The 18,336-nt window shown below is 73.2% G+C and carries 20 protein-coding genes; 7 read left to right on the top strand and 13 right to left on the bottom strand.

What is annotated here, in order from left to right; all coding sequences use genetic code 11:
• Positions 1-8 precede the first annotated feature (8 nt).
• Positions 9-791 (top strand): alpha/beta hydrolase, encoded by a 783-nt coding sequence (locus tag DLJ47_RS02490; protein WP_109898483.1) that lies wholly within the window; start codon positions 9-11, stop codon positions 789-791.
• A 65-nt stretch (positions 792-856) separates the two neighbouring features.
• Here the strand turns inward: DLJ47_RS02490 and DLJ47_RS02485 are convergent, their stop codons facing one another.
• The 3 genes from DLJ47_RS02485 to DLJ47_RS36575 all read right to left on the bottom strand — a co-directional run bounded on the left by DLJ47_RS02485 (position 857) and on the right by DLJ47_RS36575 (position 3,388).
• The gene (locus DLJ47_RS02485; RefSeq protein ID WP_109898482.1) at positions 857-1,894 is read right to left on the bottom strand and encodes a zinc-dependent alcohol dehydrogenase family protein; all 1,038 of its coding nucleotides are present in this window, start codon (positions 1,892-1,894) and stop codon (positions 857-859) included.
• 115 nt (positions 1,895-2,009) lie between these two features.
• The gene (locus DLJ47_RS36580) at positions 2,010-2,096 is read right to left on the bottom strand and encodes a mycothiol transferase (RefSeq protein WP_446723525.1); all 87 of its coding nucleotides are present in this window, start codon (positions 2,094-2,096) and stop codon (positions 2,010-2,012) included.
• Complete coding sequence (locus tag DLJ47_RS36575; protein WP_109898481.1) at positions 2,096-3,388, bottom strand: RNA-guided endonuclease InsQ/TnpB family protein; 1,293 nt, start codon at positions 3,386-3,388, stop codon at positions 2,096-2,098. Before DLJ47_RS36575 ends, DLJ47_RS36580 begins: the two co-directional genes overlap by 1 nt.
• A gap of 23 nt (positions 3,389-3,411) precedes the next feature.
• On the opposite strand from DLJ47_RS36575, the gene tnpA reads away from it, so the two are divergent.
• Positions 3,412-3,831, top strand: a complete 420-nt coding sequence (gene tnpA, locus DLJ47_RS02470; protein ID WP_109898480.1) for an IS200/IS605 family transposase — start codon at positions 3,412-3,414, stop codon at positions 3,829-3,831.
• Here the strand turns inward: tnpA and DLJ47_RS02465 are convergent.
• The 3 genes from DLJ47_RS02465 to DLJ47_RS02455 all read right to left on the bottom strand — a co-directional run bounded on the left by DLJ47_RS02465 (position 3,793) and on the right by DLJ47_RS02455 (position 6,258).
• On the bottom strand, positions 3,793-4,290 hold the full coding sequence (locus tag DLJ47_RS02465; protein ID WP_109898479.1) for a mycothiol transferase: 498 nt from the start codon (positions 4,288-4,290) through the stop codon (positions 3,793-3,795). The two genes, tnpA and DLJ47_RS02465, sit on opposite strands and share 39 nt — an antisense overlap.
• A 79-nt stretch (positions 4,291-4,369) precedes the next feature.
• Entirely contained in the window at positions 4,370-5,167 is a 798-nt protein-coding gene (locus DLJ47_RS02460; protein WP_446723524.1) for a M15 family metallopeptidase, read from the bottom strand.
• An 80-nt stretch (positions 5,168-5,247) separates the two neighbouring features.
• Positions 5,248-6,258 (bottom strand): acetylxylan esterase, encoded by a 1,011-nt coding sequence (locus DLJ47_RS02455; protein WP_109898478.1) that lies wholly within the window; start codon positions 6,256-6,258, stop codon positions 5,248-5,250.
• A 286-nt stretch (positions 6,259-6,544) separates the two neighbouring features.
• Here DLJ47_RS02455 and DLJ47_RS02450 point away from each other — a divergent pair, with 286 nt between their 5' ends.
• A complete protein-coding gene (locus DLJ47_RS02450; RefSeq protein WP_109898492.1) occupies positions 6,545-7,567 on the top strand; it encodes a LacI family DNA-binding transcriptional regulator in 1,023 nt (340 codons plus the stop codon).
• Positions 7,568-7,681: 114 nt separating this feature from the next.
• Here the strand turns inward: DLJ47_RS02450 and DLJ47_RS02445 are convergent, their stop codons facing one another.
• Both DLJ47_RS02445 and DLJ47_RS02440 read right to left on the bottom strand, forming a co-directional pair.
• Positions 7,682-8,446, bottom strand: a complete 765-nt coding sequence (locus DLJ47_RS02445; protein WP_446723523.1) for a peptidylprolyl isomerase — start codon at positions 8,444-8,446, stop codon at positions 7,682-7,684.
• A gap of 211 nt (positions 8,447-8,657) precedes the next feature.
• The gene (locus tag DLJ47_RS02440; RefSeq protein ID WP_109898477.1) at positions 8,658-9,944 is read right to left on the bottom strand and encodes a D-alanyl-D-alanine carboxypeptidase family protein; all 1,287 of its coding nucleotides are present in this window, start codon (positions 9,942-9,944) and stop codon (positions 8,658-8,660) included.
• 212 nt (positions 9,945-10,156) lie between these two features.
• On the opposite strand from DLJ47_RS02440, the gene DLJ47_RS02435 reads away from it, so the two are divergent.
• Both DLJ47_RS02435 and DLJ47_RS02430 read left to right on the top strand, forming a co-directional pair.
• Positions 10,157-10,489 (top strand): cupin domain-containing protein, encoded by a 333-nt coding sequence (locus DLJ47_RS02435; protein WP_088994440.1) that lies wholly within the window; start codon positions 10,157-10,159, stop codon positions 10,487-10,489.
• Positions 10,490-10,680: 191 nt separating this feature from the next.
• Entirely contained in the window at positions 10,681-11,409 is a 729-nt protein-coding gene (locus DLJ47_RS02430) for a class I SAM-dependent methyltransferase (RefSeq protein WP_109898476.1), read from the top strand.
• Positions 11,410-11,553: 144 nt separating this feature from the next.
• Here DLJ47_RS02430 and DLJ47_RS02425 read toward each other — a convergent pair whose 3' ends face one another.
• On the bottom strand, positions 11,554-12,279 hold the full coding sequence (locus DLJ47_RS02425) for a MerR family transcriptional regulator (protein ID WP_109898475.1): 726 nt from the start codon (positions 12,277-12,279) through the stop codon (positions 11,554-11,556).
• Between the two features lie 175 nt (positions 12,280-12,454).
• Here DLJ47_RS02425 and DLJ47_RS02420 point away from each other — a divergent pair, with 175 nt between their 5' ends.
• Positions 12,455-14,728, top strand: a complete 2,274-nt coding sequence (locus DLJ47_RS02420; RefSeq protein ID WP_109898474.1) for an ATP-binding cassette domain-containing protein — start codon at positions 12,455-12,457, stop codon at positions 14,726-14,728.
• A 38-nt stretch (positions 14,729-14,766) separates the two neighbouring features.
• Here DLJ47_RS02420 and DLJ47_RS02415 read toward each other — a convergent pair whose 3' ends face one another.
• From DLJ47_RS02415 to DLJ47_RS02405, 3 genes are all read right to left on the bottom strand, one after another.
• On the bottom strand, positions 14,767-15,006 hold the full coding sequence (locus tag DLJ47_RS02415) for a hypothetical protein (RefSeq protein WP_146228009.1): 240 nt from the start codon (positions 15,004-15,006) through the stop codon (positions 14,767-14,769).
• A gap of 112 nt (positions 15,007-15,118) precedes the next feature.
• Positions 15,119-15,541 (bottom strand): protein-tyrosine phosphatase family protein, encoded by a 423-nt coding sequence (locus DLJ47_RS02410; protein WP_109898472.1) that lies wholly within the window; start codon positions 15,539-15,541, stop codon positions 15,119-15,121.
• Positions 15,542-15,933: 392 nt separating this feature from the next.
• Entirely contained in the window at positions 15,934-16,467 is a 534-nt protein-coding gene (locus DLJ47_RS02405; protein ID WP_109898471.1) for a DUF6194 family protein, read from the bottom strand.
• Between the two features lie 113 nt (positions 16,468-16,580).
• Here DLJ47_RS02405 and DLJ47_RS02400 point away from each other — a divergent pair, with 113 nt between their 5' ends.
• Positions 16,581-17,312: a MerR family transcriptional regulator gene (locus DLJ47_RS02400; RefSeq protein WP_342447622.1), complete on the top strand. Its 732-nt coding sequence runs from the start codon at positions 16,581-16,583 to the stop codon at positions 17,310-17,312.
• 226 nt (positions 17,313-17,538) lie between these two features.
• Here the strand turns inward: DLJ47_RS02400 and DLJ47_RS02395 are convergent, their stop codons facing one another.
• Positions 17,539-18,141: a hypothetical protein gene (locus DLJ47_RS02395; protein WP_109898469.1), complete on the bottom strand. Its 603-nt coding sequence runs from the start codon at positions 18,139-18,141 to the stop codon at positions 17,539-17,541.
• Between the last annotated feature and the right edge of the window lie 195 nt (positions 18,142-18,336).

Here is an 18,336-nt window from a genome sequence, read left to right as displayed (position 1 = left end):
CGGGCACCGTGGCCCTGATGCGTGTCGACTTCTACTCCGAGGTGCTCACCCTCAGCACCTCGATGACGGTGATCCTGCCGCAGCGCACGACCTCGCAGGTCGGCATGGCCGGCGGCGTCACCGCCGGCGATCCGCCGGTGCTGTACCTGCTGCACGGCCTGACCGACGACGACACCATCTGGCTGCGCCGCACCTCGATCGAGCGGTACGTCGCCCCGCTCGGCCTGGCCGTGGTGATGCCCCAGGTGTCCCGCAGCTTCTACACCGACGAGGAGCACGGCAACCGGTACTGGACCTTCCTCAGCTCCGAGCTGCCGCAGGTCTGCTCGTCGTTCTTCCGGCTGTCCCAACGGCGCGCGGACACCTTCGTCGCCGGGCTGTCGATGGGCGGCTACGGCGCGGTGAAGTGGGCGCTGCGCGAGCCCGACCGGTTCGCCGCCGCGGCCAGCCTCTCCGGCGCGCTGGACGTGGCCACCCGCCGGCACCACCCGACCAGCCCGCTGGACCCGGCGGTCTGGCACACCGTGTTCGGCGAGCGCCGGGTGACCGGCACCGAGGACGACACGATCGCCCTGCTCGACCGGTACGGCGACGGCCGCGCCGACGCACCCGAGCTCTACGTCGCCTGCGGCACCGAGGACTTCCTGTTCGAGGACAGCGTCCACTTCGTCGAGACGGCCCGGCGGCGCGGGATCCCGCTCACCGTGGACTTCTCCCCCGGCACGCACGACTGGGCGTACTGGGACGCCAAGATCCAGGACGTGCTGGCCTGGTTGCCGCTGCGCGGGTGACCGCGGCGTCAGGGTCGACGGCGTGCGCCGGCGGGGTGCTCGCCCCACCGGCGCACGTCCTCCGGTCAGCGGCTCAGCACCACCTTGAGCGCGCCCGTCTCCGCCGGCCGGGCGAAGACGTCGTACGCGGCGAGGATCTCGTCGAGCGGGAACCGGTGGGTGACCAGGTGGCCGGTGTCCAGCTGCCCGGCGACCAGCATGTCGAGCAGCTTGGCCGTGGAGCGGGTGTCCACCAGGCCGGTGGTGATGGTGACGTTGCGGATCCACAGGTCTTCCAGGTGCAGCGTCACCGGCTTGCCGTGCACGCCGACGTTGGCCACGTGCCCGCCGGGGCGGACCAGGGTGGTGCAGAGTTCGAACGCGGCTGGGGTGCCGACGGCCTCGATCACCACGTCGGCCCCGAGGCCGCCGGTGACCTCACGGACCGCCGCCAGCGGGTCGGCGTCGGCGAGCACGGTGACGTCCGCGCCGAACTGCTTGGCCGCGTCCAGCCGGCTCTGCGCCCGGTCCACGGCCACCACCTGGGCCGGGGAGAACAGCTTCGCGGTGAGGATCGCGGCCAGCCCGATCGGGCCGGTGCCGACCACCACCACGGTGTCACCCGGGCGGACCCGCCCGTTGAGCACGCCCACCTCGTAGGACGTGGGCAGGATGTCGGCCAGCAGCACGGCCGCCTCGTCGGAGACCGTCGCCGGCAGCCGGTAGGTGGACAGGTCGGCGAACGGGATCCGGGCGTACTCGGCCTGGACGCCGTCGACGGTGTGGCCGAGCACCCAGCCACCGCCGCCGAGGCACTGGCCGTAGCTGCCCTCGCGGCAGTAGCGGCACACGCCGCAGGCGGAGATGCAGGACGCGAGCACCCGGTCGCCCACTGCCAGGTTGGTCACGCCGTCGCCGACCGACACCACGGTGCCGACCGCCTCGTGGCCCAGCACCCGGCCGGGCTGTACCGCGGGCACGTCGCCGCCCAGGATGTGCAGGTCGGTGCCGCAGATGGTCACCGCGTCGACTCGGATGATCGCGTCGCGCGGCGCCTCGATCGTGGGATCGGGAACGTCCTTCCAGGACTTCTTGCCCGGTCCGCCGTAGACGAGCGCCTTCATGGGGTCCTCCTCACGCCGTCGTCACCTCCCACGCTGCTCCGCGGAAGGCGCGGCGGGCAGGGTCGGACGGCCCGCCGTTCGGGTCCCGAGGTCCCGGCCCCGGCGGGTGACGTGGTCAGGCGCCGACGGTGCCGTCGATGCCCTCGCGGAGGAAGTCGGCGTGCCCGTTGTGCCGGGCGTACTCGTGGATCAGGTGCAGCATCACCAGCCGCAGCGAGACCCTCTGGTCCCAGCGGGCGTTTTGACGTTCTCCCTGCCCTGAAGGGCGGGGATTCCCTCCGCGCTGCGCGCGGAACAGCGCGTGGCGCCCGGGCGGATTCCTGTTTCACGGCGCGGCGCCGGCACGGATGCCGGTCTTACCTGCGCTCCACAGGCGTTTGAGTTGTCCCAGCGTCCCTGGGCCAACACATTGATCGCCGCGTTCACGTCCCGGTCATGGGTCGCCCCGCATGGGCAGGTCCATGACCGGACGTTGAGCGGCTTGGGTCCGTCGATCCGGCCGCACGCTGAGCAGGTCTGCGACGTGGGCGCGAAACGGTTGACCTTTGCGAACCTCCGCCCGGCGCGGGCGGCCTTGTACTCCAGCATTGCGGTGAAGCTGGCCCACCCGGCGTCGTACACGGACTTCGCCAGCCAGGTACGGCCGAGACCAGCCACGCACAGGTCCTCGACGTACACCGCTTGGTTGTCGCGGATGATCGCCGTGGACAGCTTGTGCTGCCAGTCCCGCCGGGTGTCGGCCACCCGGGCGTGCGCCCGAGCCACCTTCTTGACGGCCTTCTTGCGGTTGCTGCTGCCCCGCTGCTTGCGGGACAGATCCTGCTGCAACCGCTTGAGCTTGCGGGCCGCACGGCGCAGAAACGTCGGTGCCGTGACCTTCGTGCCGTCCGAGAGGACCGCGAAGTGCGTCAGCCCCAGGTCGATACCCACCTCGGAGTCGACCGGCGGCAGCGCTTCGTCGGTGGCCTGCACGACGAACGACGCGAAGTACCGCCCAGATGCGTCCCGGATAATTGCCACGGACGACGGGTCCGCCGGGAGGTTGCGTGACCAGCGCACGGGCAGGTCGCCGACCTTCGGTAGGCGCAGGCGGCCATTGTCGAGGACCGTGAACCGGGAGTTCTTGGTGAACCGGATGGCCTGCCGGTTGTCCTTGCGCGACCGGAACCGCGGCGGCGCGACCGTGCGGCCCCTGCGTTTGCCAGACAGGGAGTTGAAGAAGTTCCGGTACGCGGTGTTCAAGTCCGCGAGTGCCTGCTGCAACACCACGGCCGAGACCTCGCCCAGCCATGCCCGCTGCGGGGTCAGCTTGGCCTCGGTGATCAGCCGTCGGGACAGCTCGGCGTCGCAGATGTACCTCTCGCCCTGCTCGCGTGCCTGCTGGCGCAGGCGCAGCCCGTCGTTGAACACCACCCGCGCGCACCCGAACGCCCGAGCCAGCTCGATCTGCTGGCCGGGCGTCGGGTAGACGCGGAAGTTGTAACGAAGCTGCACATCGGACAATCTACCCTTGGTCTATGGCTGGCTCCCTGGATGTTCGCACCGGTAGACACTGCGTCTTCGTCCTGCACGCCCACTTGGTCTTCGTGACGAAGTTCCGGCACAGGGTGTTCACCGACCAGCACCTGACCCGCCTAGAAGAGATCATGCGGGCGGTGTGCGCCGACTTCGAGTGCGACCTGGTCGAGTTCAACGGCGAGGGCGAGCATGTGCACCTGCTGGTCAACTTCCCGCCGAAGGTCGCCTTGTCGAAGCTGGTCAACAGTCTCAAGGGTGTGTCCTCGCGACGGATGCGGCAGGAGTTCCCCGACCTGGTACCCCACTACCACCAGGCCAACAGGCTGTGGTCCGCCTCGTACTTCGCCGGGTCCGTCGCCGGCGCCCCCCCCCTGACCGTTCTACGCCAATACATCGAGCAGCAGAACAGACCAACCTAGAACACGCCCGAGCCTAGGCGGCCCTCCCACGCGGGCCTTCACCCCCGCCCTAAGGGCGGAGCACTGGCCCGCATCTCGGTAGCCGGTCACGTCCAGCGACTCCGCATCCCGCTCGATCCGCCGGGAGTGCTCCACCTCCCGCTGCCAGGCGTCGAACGCCTCCGCCCGGGTGGACCCGGTGGGGTCGTACGCCTGCTGGTAGTCGCCGGAGTCCGACCAGACCAGCGGGATGTCCTCGCCGTTGATGACCCGGCGGAACCAGGTGCGCTCCACCTCGGCCATGTGTCGCACCAGCCCGAGCAGGGTGAGCGTCGACGGCGGCATGGAGCGCAGCCGCAACTGCTCGTCGGTGAGCCCGTCGCACTTCAGGGCCAGGGTCGCCCGGTGGTAGTCGAGGAAGGCGCGGAGCATGGTGCGCTCGTCCCCGGTGACCGGTGGGCCGATCCGTTCGGTGGTCACTGTCGTCTCCCTCGTCTGACGGCCACCCGCCGGTCCAGGCTGATCATGCCCGGTGGTGGTCGGGCCGCCGCCGACCGGGTCAGCCGACCGACGCGCGGGCCACCGGTGCGTCGAAGTAGGTGTCCGGATACGGCTCGTCCCGGTAGCGGTAGTGCCACCACTCGCGGTCGTAGTTGACGAATCCCGCGTCGGTCATCAGCCGCCGGAGCAGCCGCCGGTTCTCCCGGGCGGAGTCGGTGACCCGGGGGTTGTCGGTGTGCGCGAGCGAGTCGAAGCAGTCGAACCCGGTGCCCATGTCGACGCTGTTGTCGGCGAACCGCTGCCCCGCCGGCGCGGTGCAGGGGACCAGCGGCCGGCCCGGCGCGTACGGGGGTTGGCTGGGGGTGGGGACGTCGACCAGGGTCAGGTCGAGCGTGCTGCCCCGGCTGTGCGAGGTGGGCGTGCCCAGGTAGCCCTGGTCGAACAGCGCCGACTTCGCCAACCGGGGGTAGAACTCCCCCTTCATCTGCTGCTCGCCCGGCCGCTTCGCCCAGGCGAGGAAGTCCTCGGCGGCCGGCTGGGGGCGGTAGCAGTCGTACACCTTGAGGCTGTGCCCGCCGGCCAATGCGGCGTCCTGGGCCCGGCGCAGCGCCTCCGCCGCCTCGCGGGTGAGCAGGCAGAGCGGTTCCCGGTAGCCGGCGATCGGCCGGCCGACGAAGTTGTGCGCCCCGGCGTACCGGATGTCGGTCAGGATGCGCGGGTCGACGTCGGCGAGCACCACGAAGCCCGGCAGGCGCGGCGCCGCGGCCGGCGCCGAGGTCGGGGTCGGGGCCGGCGGCGTGCTCGGCGCCGGTTCGGGTGAGGAGCGTCCGCAGCCCCCGATGGACGCCGCGAGCACCCCGAGCGCCGCGACCACCGCGGCCACCACGGCCGCCCGCCGTCCGGCCGGTGGCCCCGGGCGGACCGTGCCTGACCTGGTCACCCCTCCTGTGTATCAGCCCGCACGGCGGCCGGGACCCGGTCCGGCGACAGGTGGTCGCGCAGGAAGCGCAGCGCGGCCTCGTCGTCGTCGATCCCGCCGGCCTCGTGGCCGTTGTACCGCCAGACCGACAGCTCCGCCGGCCCCCGGTAGGCGTTGACCGCCGCGAAGACGGTCGACGGCGGCACGATCTCGTCCATCAGCGCGACGGAGAATCGGGCCGGCACCTCGGCACGACGGGCGAAGTTGACGCCGTCGACGTAGCCGAGGGTGGTCAGCACCCGCTCCTCGGCGTGCCGGTGGATGGCCAGGTAGTCGCGGATCTCCCGGTACGGGTGGGCGTCGGTGACCAGCACGGCACGCGGGATGTCGCTCAGGAACGGCACCCCCGCCACCAGGGCCGCCAGGTCGGGCGCCAGCGCGGCGACGGCCAGCGCGACCCCGCCGCCCTGGCTGTGCCCGAGGACCGCGATCCGCGCCGGGTCGACCGCCGGCAGGGTCCGGACGGCGTCGACCGCCCGGACCCCGTCGGCGATCAACCGCCGGTAGTAGTAGGTGCGCGGGTCCTCGATCCCCCGGGTGGTCACGCCCGGTGCCTCCGGTCCGGCGGCCGCCGGATCCGGGGTGTCCCCCCGGCTCCAGCCCGACCCCTGCCCCCGGGTGTCCATCTGCAGGTGCGCGAAGCCGGCCGACGCCCACAACAGGTTCTCCAGCGGGTGCCCCCGGCCGCCGCCGTAGCCGGCGTACTGCACCACGGCGGGCAGCGGCCGTGGGGCGTGGCGGGGCAGCCGCAGCCAGGCGCGCACCGGCTGCCCCGCGTACCCGGCGAAGGTGACGTCGAGGACGTCGACGGTGGCCAGGCCGGTCTCCACCGGCGCGGTCCGCGCCGGCCACCCGCAGCCGCGGGCCTCGGCGAGGGTGTCGGCCCAGAACCGGTCGAAGTCGTCCGGCGCCCGCACCTCGCTGCGGTACGCCCGCAGTTGCGCCTCCGGCAGGTCGGTGAGGACCATCGGCTACCGCGTTGCGGCGCGGACCGCCGCGCCGGCCGAGACGGTACGGGTGAGCTGCACGTGACGTCCTCTCGACGGTGTGGGAAAGCGGCCGCCCGACGGGTCGAACGGCCGAAAGGGTCCGATAAACTTCCGGAAGATCCCCGCAACTCGTCGAAACGCTAGGACCGACCTGCCATGTCGTCAACCCCCGTCCGTGGGGCAAGATGACCGTGCGGCGGACACGCCGTTCCGGGATTTTCGGTGGCGACGGTCGGCCCCGGCCCGACCGGTGAAGGAGACGCGGGTGGACGCGGACGAGGGACGCAGGGTGACCATCACCGCGATCGCGCGGGAGGCGGGTGTCTCGGTGCCCACCGTGTCGCGGGTGCTCAACGGGCGCTCGGACGTGGCCCCGGACACCCGGGAGCGGGTCGAGGAACTGCTGCGCCACCACGGCTACCGGCGCCGGGGCAGCCGCACCGTACGCCGCGCGGGCCTGGTCGACCTGGTCTTCAACGACCTCGACAGCCCCTGGGCGGTGGAGATCATCCGAGGGGTGGAGGACGTCGCGCACGGCGCCGGAGTGGGCACCGTGGTCTCCGCGATCCACCGGCAGTCGACCGCTGCCCGGCTGTGGCTGCAGAACCTGCGCGCCCGGGCCACCGACGGCGTCATCTTCGTGACCTCGCACCTGAGCCCGCCGCTGCACGCGCAGCTGCGCCGGCTCAACGTGCCCGTGGTGGTGGTCGACCCGGCCGGCGTGCCGGCCATCGACGTGCCGACGATCGGGGCCACCAACTGGGCCGGCGGGCTGGCCGCGACCGAGCACCTGCTCTCGCTCGGGCACCGGCGGATCGGGTTCGTGGCCGGGCCGACCCAACTGCTGTGCAGCCGCGCCCGGCTGGACGGCTACCGGGCGGCGCTGGAGGCCGCCGGGGTGCCGGTGGACGACCGGCTGGTGCAACCGGGCGACTTCTACCACGCCTCCGGCTTCGCCGGCGGAACCGCGCTGCTCGACCTGGACGAACCGCCGACGGCCATCTTCGCGGCCAGCGATCAGATGGCGTTCGGCGTCTACGAGGCGATCCGCCGCCGCGGTATGCGGGTCGCCGACGACGTCAGCGTGGTCGGCTTCGACGACCTGCCGGAGGCCCGGTGGGCCTCGCCGCCGCTGACCACCGTCCGGCAGCCGTTGGTGGAGATGGGCCGGCTGGCCGCGCGTACCGTGCTGCGGCTGGCGCAGGGCGAGGCGATCGACTCCCCCCGGGTGGAGCTCGCCACCGATCTGGTGGTGCGGGACAGCTCCGCCGCCCCGCCGGCCCGGTAGCCCGGCCGGCCACACCTCCCTCGGCCGGCCGACGGCTCCGCTTCCGGTGCCGACCCGACGGTTGCGGCCCGCTCTCCGGCCCACGTGCCGGCACGGAGAGCGGGCCGTCGGCGGTCAGCGGTGGTGGTGCCGCACCGCCCGGCAGATCTCCACCGGCAGCGCCGGTGCGCCGTCCACCGGCGCCGGGTCCTCCGCCGTCGGGGCGATGCCACCGGCCGCGATCCGGTCCAGGGTGGCCAGGCCCGCGGCGTCCACCGAGCCGAAGATCGTGTAGTGCGGCCGCAACGCCGAGTTCGACTGCACCAGGAAGAACTGGCTGCCGTTGGTGTCCGGCCCGGCGTTGGCCATGGCGAGCACGCCGCGGGCGTAGACCTTGCGCTCTCCGGTCGGGTCGGTCGGCGCCGGCGGCAGGTCGGTGGGCAGTTCGTCGCGGTACCGGTAGCCGGGGCCGCCGGAGCCGGTGCCGGACGGGTCGCCGCACTGCAACACCTTCAGCGTCGGGTACGCGGTCAGCCGGTGGCACGAGGTGCGGTCGTAGAAGCGGTGCCGCACCAGGTGCAGGAAGCTCTGCACGGTGCACGGCGCGGCGGCCCGGTCCAGGGTCAAGCCGATCGCCCCCTGGTTGGTGCGCAGGGTGACCCGGACCGTGCCACGGTCGGGGGTGCGCCGCGGGTCGGGCGGCAGCGGGACGGGCCGGGCCGCCGGGTCCTCCGGCGTCTCGGTGTACGCGCACGGCCCGGGGGTGGTCCGCGGCCGCTCGCCCCCGGCGGTGGCGGTCGGCGTCACGCCGCCGGGCGTGGCGGGGGCGGCCACCGCGGCGGTGCCGCCGGCGCCGACCAGCGCCCCGGCCAGCAGGGCCGCACCGGCGAGGCGGGCCAGCGTACGGGACGGTCGGCCGGGCGTCGCGGTGCCGGACGGGACGGGCTGCGGTCGGGGTTCGCTCGACACGGGCATCCTCCTGGGACTCGTGGTGCCAGAAAGACCGCAGTCTATGAACCTGATAGCCGGTTGTCGATCAGCGACACACCGCCCGTCAGCGGGCGCGGCGCCGAACCGCCCCGGTCAGCGGGCGCGGCGCCGGACCACCCGGTCAGCGGGCGCGGCGGCGGGCCGCCCGTTGCCAGAGCAGTCCGCCGAGCAGCAGCACCCCGGCCCCGCCGAGCGCGACGCCCCACCACCGGCCCACCGACCCGTCGTCGACCGGACCGCTCACCGCGGCCGGGCGCGGGTCGCCGGTGCCGGCCGGGGCGGGCGACGCCGGGTCGTCCAGCTCCCCCGGCTCCACCAGCCGCCCGACCGCCGCGTCGCGGGGCAGCGAGAAGCCCCAGTCGAGCAGCGCCGCACCCTGCTCCCAGCCCCGGGCCGGCCGTGGCTCCGCGCCGAGCAGTGTCACCACCAGCCGACGCCCGTTCCGCTCGGCGGCCCCGACGTACGTGTGCCGGGCCAGGTCGGTGAAGCCGGTCTTGCCGCCCAGCGCACCCGGGTAGCGGTAGATCAGCTGGTTCTCGTTCTGGATCTCGAAGCCCTTGGCCTTGCGCCCGGGCTGGGCCGGGATCCGGGTCCGCTCGGTCAGCGCGTACCGGCGGAAGGTGGCGTCGGCGAAGCAGACCCGGGCAATCAGCGCCAGGTCGTACGCGCTGGTGAACTGCCCCGCACCGTCCAGCCCGGACGGGGTGACCGCGTGCGTCTGGCGGGCGCCGAGGCGGCGCGCGTACTCGTTCATCGCGCGCACCCCGCCGGCCCGTCCCTCCGCGCCGCCGCCGAGGCGGGCCAGCAGGTTGGCCGCCTCGTTGCCGGACTGCAGCAGCAGCCCCAGCCAGACCGTCTCGATCGGATAGCGACCGCCCGGCACCAGGCCGACGGCGGACGATCCCGGCTCGATGTCCAGGTCCTCGTCGACGACCGTGACGACCTGTTTCGGGTCGAGCCGGGGCAGCATGGTCGCCGCCAGCAGCAGCTTCTGCACGCTCGCCGGGGTGCCGTACTCGTGCGGGCCGCAGCCACCGAGCACCTGCCCGCTGTCCAGGTCGGCGACCAGCCACGAGGTCGCGGTGACCGCGGGCGGGGCCGCGACCCCGTCCGGGACGACCAGCCCGGCGGTGGCCAGCGCCGGGCCACCCACCATCCGGTCCTCGGTCACCGCCGGCGGTGGCGTCGGCCGCGGCGGCCGGGACACCTTCGGCGCCGGCGCCCGCGGGCAGGGCTGCGCCGGCGCGCCGGCCACCGTGGCGGGCGCGGCGGGCGGTGTGGTCGTGGTCGACGGTGTCGTCGCAGCGGGCGGTGTGGTCGCGGTGGGCGCGGCGGCCGCCGCCGGAGCGACCGCGCCGGCGGGCAGGAGTACAGCGGCCACGGTGGCCACCAGCAGCCGAACCCTCATGCCCGTCACCCTAACGGGCGGGATTTCCGGCGGCGCCGGCCCGCGGCGACCGAGCCGCCGACGCTGGTGCCGGAGGCCACCCGCCGTCCGGGACCATCGGCCCTGCCCACCGGGTCACCCGTGGGCGACGCTGGTGACCGGATGCGGCAGCCGGCCGCCGGCCGGCTGCTCACCCGTCCGAGCCCGTCCACCCGAGTCCACGGAGGTCGACCATGGAGGTCCTGTCGCTGTCCCAGCTCGCCGAGGAGCACCTGACATCGGCACGCGAGGCGAGCAGCGGACGCAGCGGGCGTTCCCTGCACCCCGGTGCACACCACCGGCTGCGGCAGACCCTGGTGGCCCTGGTCGGCGGCCGGTCCCTGGACGAACACGAGAGCCCGGGCGAGGCCACCCTGCAGGTGCTGCGCGGGCGGGTCCGGCTCACCGCCGGGGAGCAGTCGTGCGCGGGCGGACCGGGCGACCTGCTGGTCATCCCGCCGCGCCGGCACGCCCTGCACGCCGAGGAGGACGCGGTGGTGCTGTTGACCGTCACTCCCCGCCCCTGACGGCACGCCCGGGCCCGGCGGCCCGGGACCCGCGGCGCGGTGACGCGATCACCGGTTCGGTACGGGCGGCCCGTCCGCGCGTGCCGGCCGGTGGTCGTTTGGCTCACAAGCCGTTGCCCGCGGTGGCCGTGACCGACTAGAACCGGGTGACGATCGCCCGGACCGGCCGGCGACGGTGGCGAGGTGATGGCGTGGCTCTGATCTCCTTCGACGACACCGACGCGGCCGCCTTCGCCGCGACCCGCGAGCTGCCCCGCAACGGGCTGGACCGCTGGCGGCACGCGGTGGGCCAGCACCTGCGCCCCCGGGCCGGGATGACCGTGCTTGACCTCGGCGCCGGCACCGGCGCCTGGGCCGCCGCCTTCACCGACTGGTTCGGCGTCCGGGTGGTGGGGGTCGAGCCGGCCGAGGCGATGCGCTCCCGCACCACCCACCGCCCGCTGGTCGCCGGCGACGCGGTCGCGGTGCCGCTGGGCGATGCCACAGTGGACGCCGCCTGGCTGTCCACGATGATCCACCACATCCCCGACCTGGACGCGGCGGCCCGCGAGCTGCGCCGGGTACTCCGCCCGGGCGCGCCGGTGCTGATCCGCTCGCCGTTTCCCGGCCGGCACCACCGGATCGCCCTGTTCCACTGGTTCCCCGAGGCGGTCCGGGTCCTGGAGCGCTACCCCGACCTGGCCCGGGTGCGCTCGGCGTTCGCGGCGGCCGGGTTCCCGGTGAGCAGCGTCGAACCGGTCGCGCAGACCACCGCCGCCTCGCTGGCGCAGTACGCGCAGCGGCTCGACCGCCGGGCGCACACCCCGCTCCAGCTGATCAGCGACGACGAGTACGCGGCCGGGGTGGCCCGGCTGGCCGTTGCTGCCCGGGACGACAGCGGCCCGGTCGTCGACCACCTCGACCTGCTCGTGCTGCGCTGAGCCAGGCCGCCACGCTGGCCGCTCGCGCCGCGACGCGGCCTGCTCCGGCAGCGGGCACCCGGTCGCCTGCTGGTCCGCTACGTCGCTCGCCGGCTGCGTCGCCAGCCGGCTGGGTCGCTCGCCAGCTGCGTCGCTGGCTCACAGTCAGCCGACCAGGCCCCGGTGGCACAGGTAGTCGTGCAGCGCGGCGGAGCCGCCCAGCCGCCGCAGGCTGCGCCGGTGCAGGTCCTGCTCGCGCCGGGCGAGTTCGGCCCGGACCCGCTGCGGGCTGCCGGTGCTGCGCAGTTCGTCGAGGACGGCGGCGATGATGTCGAACGGATAGGCGCCCCGGCGCAGCAGCGCGACCACCTGCGCCGCCCGTAGTTCCGCCTCGTCGTACACCCGGTAGCGGGTGCCGCGCTCGCGCACCGGCCGGAGCAGGCCCCGCCCCTCCCACAGCCGCAGCTGCGAGGTGCGGACCCCGACCAGGCCGGCGACCACGCCGATCCGCAGGCCCCGCCGGGGTGCCGGCGCGGCGGTGGGCGGGGCGGCCACCACTGTCTCGAAAGCGCCGAGCACCCGCCGGATCTCGGCCCGCTCCCGGTCCAGCTCGGCATGCCCGGCGTCCAGCGCGGCCAGCGCCGCCGGCAGGTCACCGCGGTGCACCGCGGCCATGATCTCCCGGGTACGCGCCCAGCCGTGCCCCTCGGCCAGCCGCCGGGCCACGGCCAGCGCTCGGGCGTGCCCGGCGGTGAAGATCCGGTAGCCGGCCTGGGTGCGCTCGACCGGTGGCAGCACGCCGAGGTCGACGTAGTTGCGGACCTGCTGCACCGAGATGCCGGCGGTCGCCGCGACGTCAACCGCCCGCAGCCGTCCGCTCCGGTCGCCCACCGGCTCACCCTACCGCTTACCCGTTGTTTGAGACTTTCCCGGCCTTTCCGCCGAGGCCCGCGCTGTGCTCTGCGGAAAACCCTCTACATCCTCATGAATGAGACAATTGAAGGCTGCCAGACCCGTGGAAGCTCGGGCGGGATTCACCCTGCCCACGATCTCGCGAAGGGTTCGCATGCCGCAGCCAGCACGGTCCGCCGCCGACAGCCACGACATGATCGAGGTACGCGGAGCGCGGGAGAACAACCTCGCCTCCGTCTCGGTCGACATCCCCAAGCGCCGACTGACCGTCTTCACCGGAGTGTCCGGGTCGGGGAAGTCCTCGCTGGTCTTCGGGACCATCGCCGCCGAGTCGCAGCGCATGATCAACGAGACCTACAGCGCCTTCCTCCAGTCGTTCATGCCCAGCCTGAGCCGCCCGGACGTCGACTCGCTGCGCAACCTCACCCCGGCCATCGTGGTCGACCAGGAGCGGATGGGCGCCAACTCCCGCTCGACCGTCGGCACCGCGACGGACGCGTACGCGATGCTGCGGATCGTGTTCAGCCGGCTGGGCAGCCCGCAGGTGGGTGGGGCTGGCGCGTTCAGCTTCAACCTGGCCGAGGGGATGTGCCCCACCTGCGAGGGCCTCGGCCGGATCTCCGACCTCGACGTGCACGAACTGGTCGACGTCGAGCGCTCGCTCAACGACGGCGCGATCAAGGTGCCGAACTTCGCCGTCGACTCGTGGTACTGGCAGACGATCGTCGGCTCGGGCCTGTTCGACCCGGACGCCAAGCTCCAGGACTACACGCCGCAGCAGTGGGAGGCCTTCCTCCACAAGCCGGCCACGAAGATCAAGATGGGCAGCAACAACTGGACGTACGAGGGCCTGGCGGTGAAGGTGCGCCGGCTCTACCTGAGCAAGGACCGCGAGTCGATGCAGCCGCACATCCGTGCCTTCGTCGACCGGGCGGTCACCTTCACCACCTGCTCCGCCTGCGGAGGCACCCGGCTCAACGAGGCGGCACTGTCGTCCCGGATCGCCGGGCGCAACATCGCCGAGTGTTCCGCGATGCAGATCAGTGACCTGGCCGAGTTCGTCCGCGGCATCGACGACCCGTCGGTCGCGCCGCTGGTCGGCAACCTGCGCGACCTGCTCGACTCGCTGGTCGAGATCGGCCTGGGCTACCTCAGCCTGGACCGGGAGTCGGCCACCCTCTCCGGCGGCGAGGCGCAGCGGGTGAAGATGGTCCGGCACCTCGGCTCCAGCCTCTCCGACGTCACGTACGTCTTCGACGAGCCGACCGTGGGCCTGCACCCGCACGACATCGCCCGGATGAACGACCTGCTGCTGCGTCTGCGCGACAAGGGCAACACGGTGCTGGTGGTCGAGCACAAGCCGGAAACCATCGCCATCGCCGACCACGTGGTCGACCTCGGGCCCGGGGCGGGCACCGCCGGCGGCCAGGTCTGCTACACCGGCGACGTCGCCGGCCTGCGCCGCTCCGGCACCCTCACCGGCCGGCACCTGGACCACCGGGTCGGACTGCGCGAGCAGGTGCGCCGGCCCACCGGGCAGTTGTCGATCCGCAACGCCGACCTGCACAACCTGCGCGACGTCAGCGTCGACGTGCCGCTCGGCGTGCTGACCGTGGTGACCGGGGTGGCCGGCTCGGGCAAGAGCTCGCTGATCCACGGGTCGCTGCACCGCCGCGACGGCGTGGTGATCGTCGACCAGTCGCCGATCCGCGGCTCCCGGCGCAGCAACCCGGCCACCTACAGCGGGCTGCTCGACCCGATCCGGTCGGCGTTCGCCAAGGCCAACGGGGTCAAGGCGGCCCTGTTCAGCGCCAACTCCGAGGGCGCCTGCCCGACCTGCAAGGGCATCGGCCTGGTCTACACCGACCTGGCCATGATGGCCGGCGTCGCCTCGGTCTGTGAGCGGTGCGAGGGTCGGCGCTTCACCGACGAGGTGCTCACCTACCGGCTGCGCGGCAAGAACATCAGCGAGGTGCTAGCGATGTCGGCCACCGAGGCCCGGGACTTCTTCCCCAGCGGTCAGGCCCGGGTGATCCTCGACCGGCTGGTCGACGTCGGGCTCAGCTACCTCACCCTCGGCCAGCCGCTCAACACCCTCTCCGGGGGCGAGCGGCAGCGGCTCAAGCTGGCCATCCACATGGCCGACAAGGCGAGCACCTACGTGCTCGACGAGCCCACCACCGGCCTGCACCTGGCCGACGTCGACCAGTTGCTCGCCCTGCTGGACCGGCTCGTGGACGCCGGCAACACGGTGATCGTCATCGAGCACCACCAGGCCGTGATGGCGCACGCCGACTGGCTGATCGACCTGGGGCCGGGTGCGGGGCACGACGGCGGCCGGATCGTCTTCACCGGCACGCCGGCCGACCTGGTAGCCCACGGCGACACCCTGACCGCCCAGCACCTGCGGGAGTACGTCGCGGCGTGAGCCCGTGGTCCCGGTGCCCTGCACCGGGACCACGGCGGTCAGCGGCCCGACGCCGCGCTCGCCGTCGACACGGTCGGGGCGTCGAGGTCGCGTAGCCAGGCGCGCAGCGGGCGCAGCGCCGCCGCGACCGGCGTGAGCAGGCCGACGGTGATCAGCAGCGCGTCGAGGAAGAGGACGGCGAGCACGCTGAGCACGGCCAGCGCCGCGGCGGCCCGGGCGACGGACACCATCCGCGGGGCCGGCCGGCGGTGAACGCCCTGGTAGTGGGGTGGTGCCATGGTGGTTCCTGCCTAGGTTGTCCGACGAGGTGCCCCTCGTACCCCGGCGGAGCCGGACGAACCCCGTTCATGACCAGCACCACAGCCGCGGCCGGGCTCGTGACCAGCGGGTTCAGCCGGGCAGGCGGCGTAGCCAACGCCGCTGCCAGGGTGTCTCCACCGCGCGCGGACGGTAGTTCGCGCGTACCCACTGCACCGCCCGCTCGGCCGGCAGGCCGTCGAGGATCGCGAGCGCCGCGATGGCGGTGCCCGTCCGGCCGGTACCGCCACGGCAGGCCACCTCGACCCGCTCACCGTCGTGCGCCCGGCGCAGCGCCTCCCGTAGCGCGTCGAGCGCGTCGGCTCGGTCGACCGGGATCCAGAAGTCCGGCCACCGGATCCGCCGGTGCGGCCACTGCGGCGCCGGCCCGTCCGCCAGCAGCAGGGCGAAGTCGGCCGGTGTGGCCGGATCACCGATGCGTCGACCGCGCACCGTCACGCCGCTGGGCAGAGCGACCGCTCCGGTCTGCTCGGTCCATACCTGCTCGACACCCATCCGGGCATTGTCCGCTCCCCCGCGCCCCTACCGAAGCCCCGTTCGCCCTCGGCTGAGGGCGATCTCCACACCGGCTGTCGGCCGCTGCGCCGCGCCCGGCTCTCGGACTTGGCCGGCGCGCGGGGCTGCGGGCCGTCTGGCTCTCGGGGGCGGCACGGGCGGACGAGACAGCGCCGCCCCCGGGCCCGGACGGGCTCGGGGGCGGCGCTGGGGTGTCGGTGTGCAGGTCGCCTCTCGGCGAGTGGCGCGACGCGGCTCCAGCCGTACGGTATTCCGCGAAGGCAATATGGTGAGGCCCGGGGACACTGATCACACCGACACCTCCCTCAACCTACCGACCCCGGTTCTTGTTCCCGGCCAGGTGAGACTGATTTCTCAGGGCTGCCGGCGGGTCATCGGACGGCCCCGTCCCGGTCGAGGGCCCGCTGGTGACGGGCGAGCGCCCGGCGGTACGCGTGGTCGAGCAGCCGATCGACCTCCGGCAGCCGCCCGACGCCGGGGTTGAGGACGCACGCCCAGCCGTGCAGCCCGTACGCGGGATGGGGCTGGATCTCGTCCAGCCGGCTGAAATCGACTTCCGACCGGTGGTCGGGCAACCCCGCCGGCGGGTAGCCGAACCGGCGCTGGAACTCGGCCCGGCCCAGCTCGACGTTCAGCCGGTAGACGCCCGGCCGGTCGAGCCGGGAGTCCTCGTCGAAGCCGGGCGTGTCGTGGTAGACGATCGTGGCGAACGGCCGACGCCGGTCCGGCCCGACGAAGAAGAACCGGTCACCCCAGTGCGTCTCGGGCACGCCCGACGTCTCGTCGGCCACCACCTGGGCGACGTCGGGCAGCGCGAGGATCCGCTCGGCGAGCGCCTCGGCGGACACCGGCTCCCGGCCCTCGTCGTACGACCAACCCACCGATGATTCACGTCTAGAAGTCATGGCCTCAACCGTATCCTTGAACTACCTTGTGAAGGTTCGAGGTCGCGTAGCACAGGAGAGTCCCCCTGAAGTCTCAATCCGGAGTACATGCCAAGGCGGGTGGTCACCGGCCGGTGGACCTCGCCCGCGAGCACGGCATCTCCACCCAGGCGGTCCGCAACTACGAACACGCCGGCGTCATCCCGGCGGCCCACCGCACGCCGAGCGGGTACCGCCGCTACTCGGCCCGGCACGCCCTCGCGCTGCGGGCGTACCTCGCGCTGATCCCGGCGCACGGCTACGCGACCAGCGGCGAGATCATGCGCGCCGTCAACGGCGGTGACCTGGACACCGCCCTACGGGCGATCGACCGCAGCCATACCCAGCTGCTACGGGACCGGGAGACGCTCGACGCCGTCGAGTCGGCCGTCGGCATCCTCGCGAACCCGCCGGCCACGGACCGGCCCGACCGTCCGCTGACGGTGGGTGCCCTCGCCCACCGGCTCGGGGTGACACCCGCGACGCTGCGCAAATGGGAACGAGCCGGCATCCTCGAGCCGGTCCGCGACCGCGCCACCCATCACCGCCTGTACGACCCGGACGACGTGCGCGACGCCGACCTGGCCCACCTGCTCCGGCGCGGCGGCTATCTGCTGGAGCAGATCGCCACCGTCATGCGGCGGGTCCGCGACGCCGACGGGCCGGAGGCGCTGGCCGGCTCGTTGGAGGGCTGGCGCGCCCGGCTGGCTGCCCGGGGGCGCGCCATGCTCCTCGCCGCCGCCCGCCTCGCCGACTACCTCCACGTCGAGGACGACGAACGCCGGGGCGCCGCCGCAACCACCGAGCTCGCAGGCACGACCGGCTGAAACGACTCCGGCTGGAGGCCGACCAGCTGACTACGGATGCACCCCGGCCGGCGTCCACGATCGGATGCGGCCAGCCTGCTGCGTCCGGGTGCTCGGACACGCCGCAGGGCCGGCACCCGTTGGTGGGGTGTCGGCCCTGCGGTCGGTGGATGTGCTGCTGGCCGGCACCCGGTGTGGGTGTCGGCCAGCAGTCCCCCTGTGAGGAAAGTCAGTGCGTGTTCGGTTGTCAGTTGTTCCAGTGCTTGGCGACGAGGTCGGCGGCCTGCTGCTCCCACTGGGCGTAGTGGAACGGGTAGGCCGACACCTGCACGGTCTGCGCGGCCTTGGTCAGCGGCATGTCCTGCCACCCGTCGACCTGCTTGAGACCCTTCAGGAACGCCATCGTCGAGTACTCCGGGTCGGTGATCTGCTCCACCGTGCCCCAACCCGAGGACGGGCGCTGCTGGAACAGGCCCTGCGAGTCATGGTCGTTGCGGTCACCCAGGTGACCCAGGTTCTCCAGCTTCGACTCCTGCAACGCGGTCGCGATCGCCACCACCGCCGCCCGCTCGTCCATGCCGGACTTCTTCGTCGCCGCGATGATCGCCTTCACGTTCTCCACCTGCTCGTCGTTCAGGTCGATGCGCGACTGCTCACCCTGCACACCATGCGGGATCAGCTTCGCCTTGTCGACGCCCGGCTTGTCGGCCTGCACGCTCACGGCGGCCGGCTTCACGGCCACGGCCTCGACCGGGGCGGCCTCGGCGTTGGTGGCGGGGCCGGCGAAGATGCCACCGGCGAAGGCCAGACCAGCAATACCCAGAACGCTCTTACGCATGATCGTGGTCATCACAAGCTCCTTCGGGGGATGACGCCACCAAACCCAAGGGGGACGGGTCACAGCAGCGCAAGCACCATCAGGCGCTCAAGACTTGGGGGAAGAACTCTTCGGCACTCGCGGGGCGGGGGATGCCCGTGGTGCCAGACGCCCGACCAAACCAGCGGGGCGGGGGTGCCCAGCCGCGGTGCCGGACTGTGTGTAACG

Source organism: Micromonospora sp. S4605 (assembly GCF_003176715.1).
Classification (GTDB): Bacteria; Actinomycetota; Actinomycetes; order Mycobacteriales; family Micromonosporaceae; genus Micromonospora; species Micromonospora echinaurantiaca.
Note: the sequence above shows the minus strand (reverse complement) of the source record. Positions and strands in the feature narration are given on the sequence as shown.

Excerpts from the sequence above, each read along its gene's own strand:
- DLJ47_RS02485 (WP_109898482.1), bottom strand. The coding sequence starts at position 1,894 with ATGAAGGCGCTCGTCTACGGCGGACCGGGCAAGAAGTCCTGGAAGGAC.
- DLJ47_RS02440 (WP_109898477.1), bottom strand. The coding sequence starts at position 9,944 with ATGAGGGTTCGGCTGCTGGTGGCCACCGTGGCCGCTGTACTCCTGCCC.
- tnpA (WP_109898480.1), top strand. The coding sequence starts at position 3,412 with ATGGCTGGCTCCCTGGATGTTCGCACCGGTAGACACTGCGTCTTCGTC.
- DLJ47_RS02395 (WP_109898469.1), bottom strand. The coding sequence starts at position 18,141 with ATGACCACGATCATGCGTAAGAGCGTTCTGGGTATTGCTGGTCTGGCC.
- DLJ47_RS02435 (WP_088994440.1), top strand. The coding sequence starts at position 10,157 with ATGGAGGTCCTGTCGCTGTCCCAGCTCGCCGAGGAGCACCTGACATCG.
- DLJ47_RS02415 (WP_146228009.1), bottom strand. The coding sequence starts at position 15,006 with ATGGCACCACCCCACTACCAGGGCGTTCACCGCCGGCCGGCCCCGCGG.
- DLJ47_RS36580 (WP_446723525.1), bottom strand. The coding sequence starts at position 2,096 with ATGCTGCACCTGATCCACGAGTACGCCCGGCACAACGGGCACGCCGAC.
- DLJ47_RS02405 (WP_109898471.1), bottom strand. The coding sequence starts at position 16,467 with ATGACTTCTAGACGTGAATCATCGGTGGGTTGGTCGTACGACGAGGGC.
- DLJ47_RS02455 (WP_109898478.1), bottom strand. The coding sequence starts at position 6,258 with ATGGTCCTCACCGACCTGCCGGAGGCGCAACTGCGGGCGTACCGCAGC.
- DLJ47_RS02420 (WP_109898474.1), top strand. The coding sequence starts at position 12,455 with ATGCCGCAGCCAGCACGGTCCGCCGCCGACAGCCACGACATGATCGAG.
- DLJ47_RS02410 (WP_109898472.1), bottom strand. The coding sequence starts at position 15,541 with ATGGGTGTCGAGCAGGTATGGACCGAGCAGACCGGAGCGGTCGCTCTG.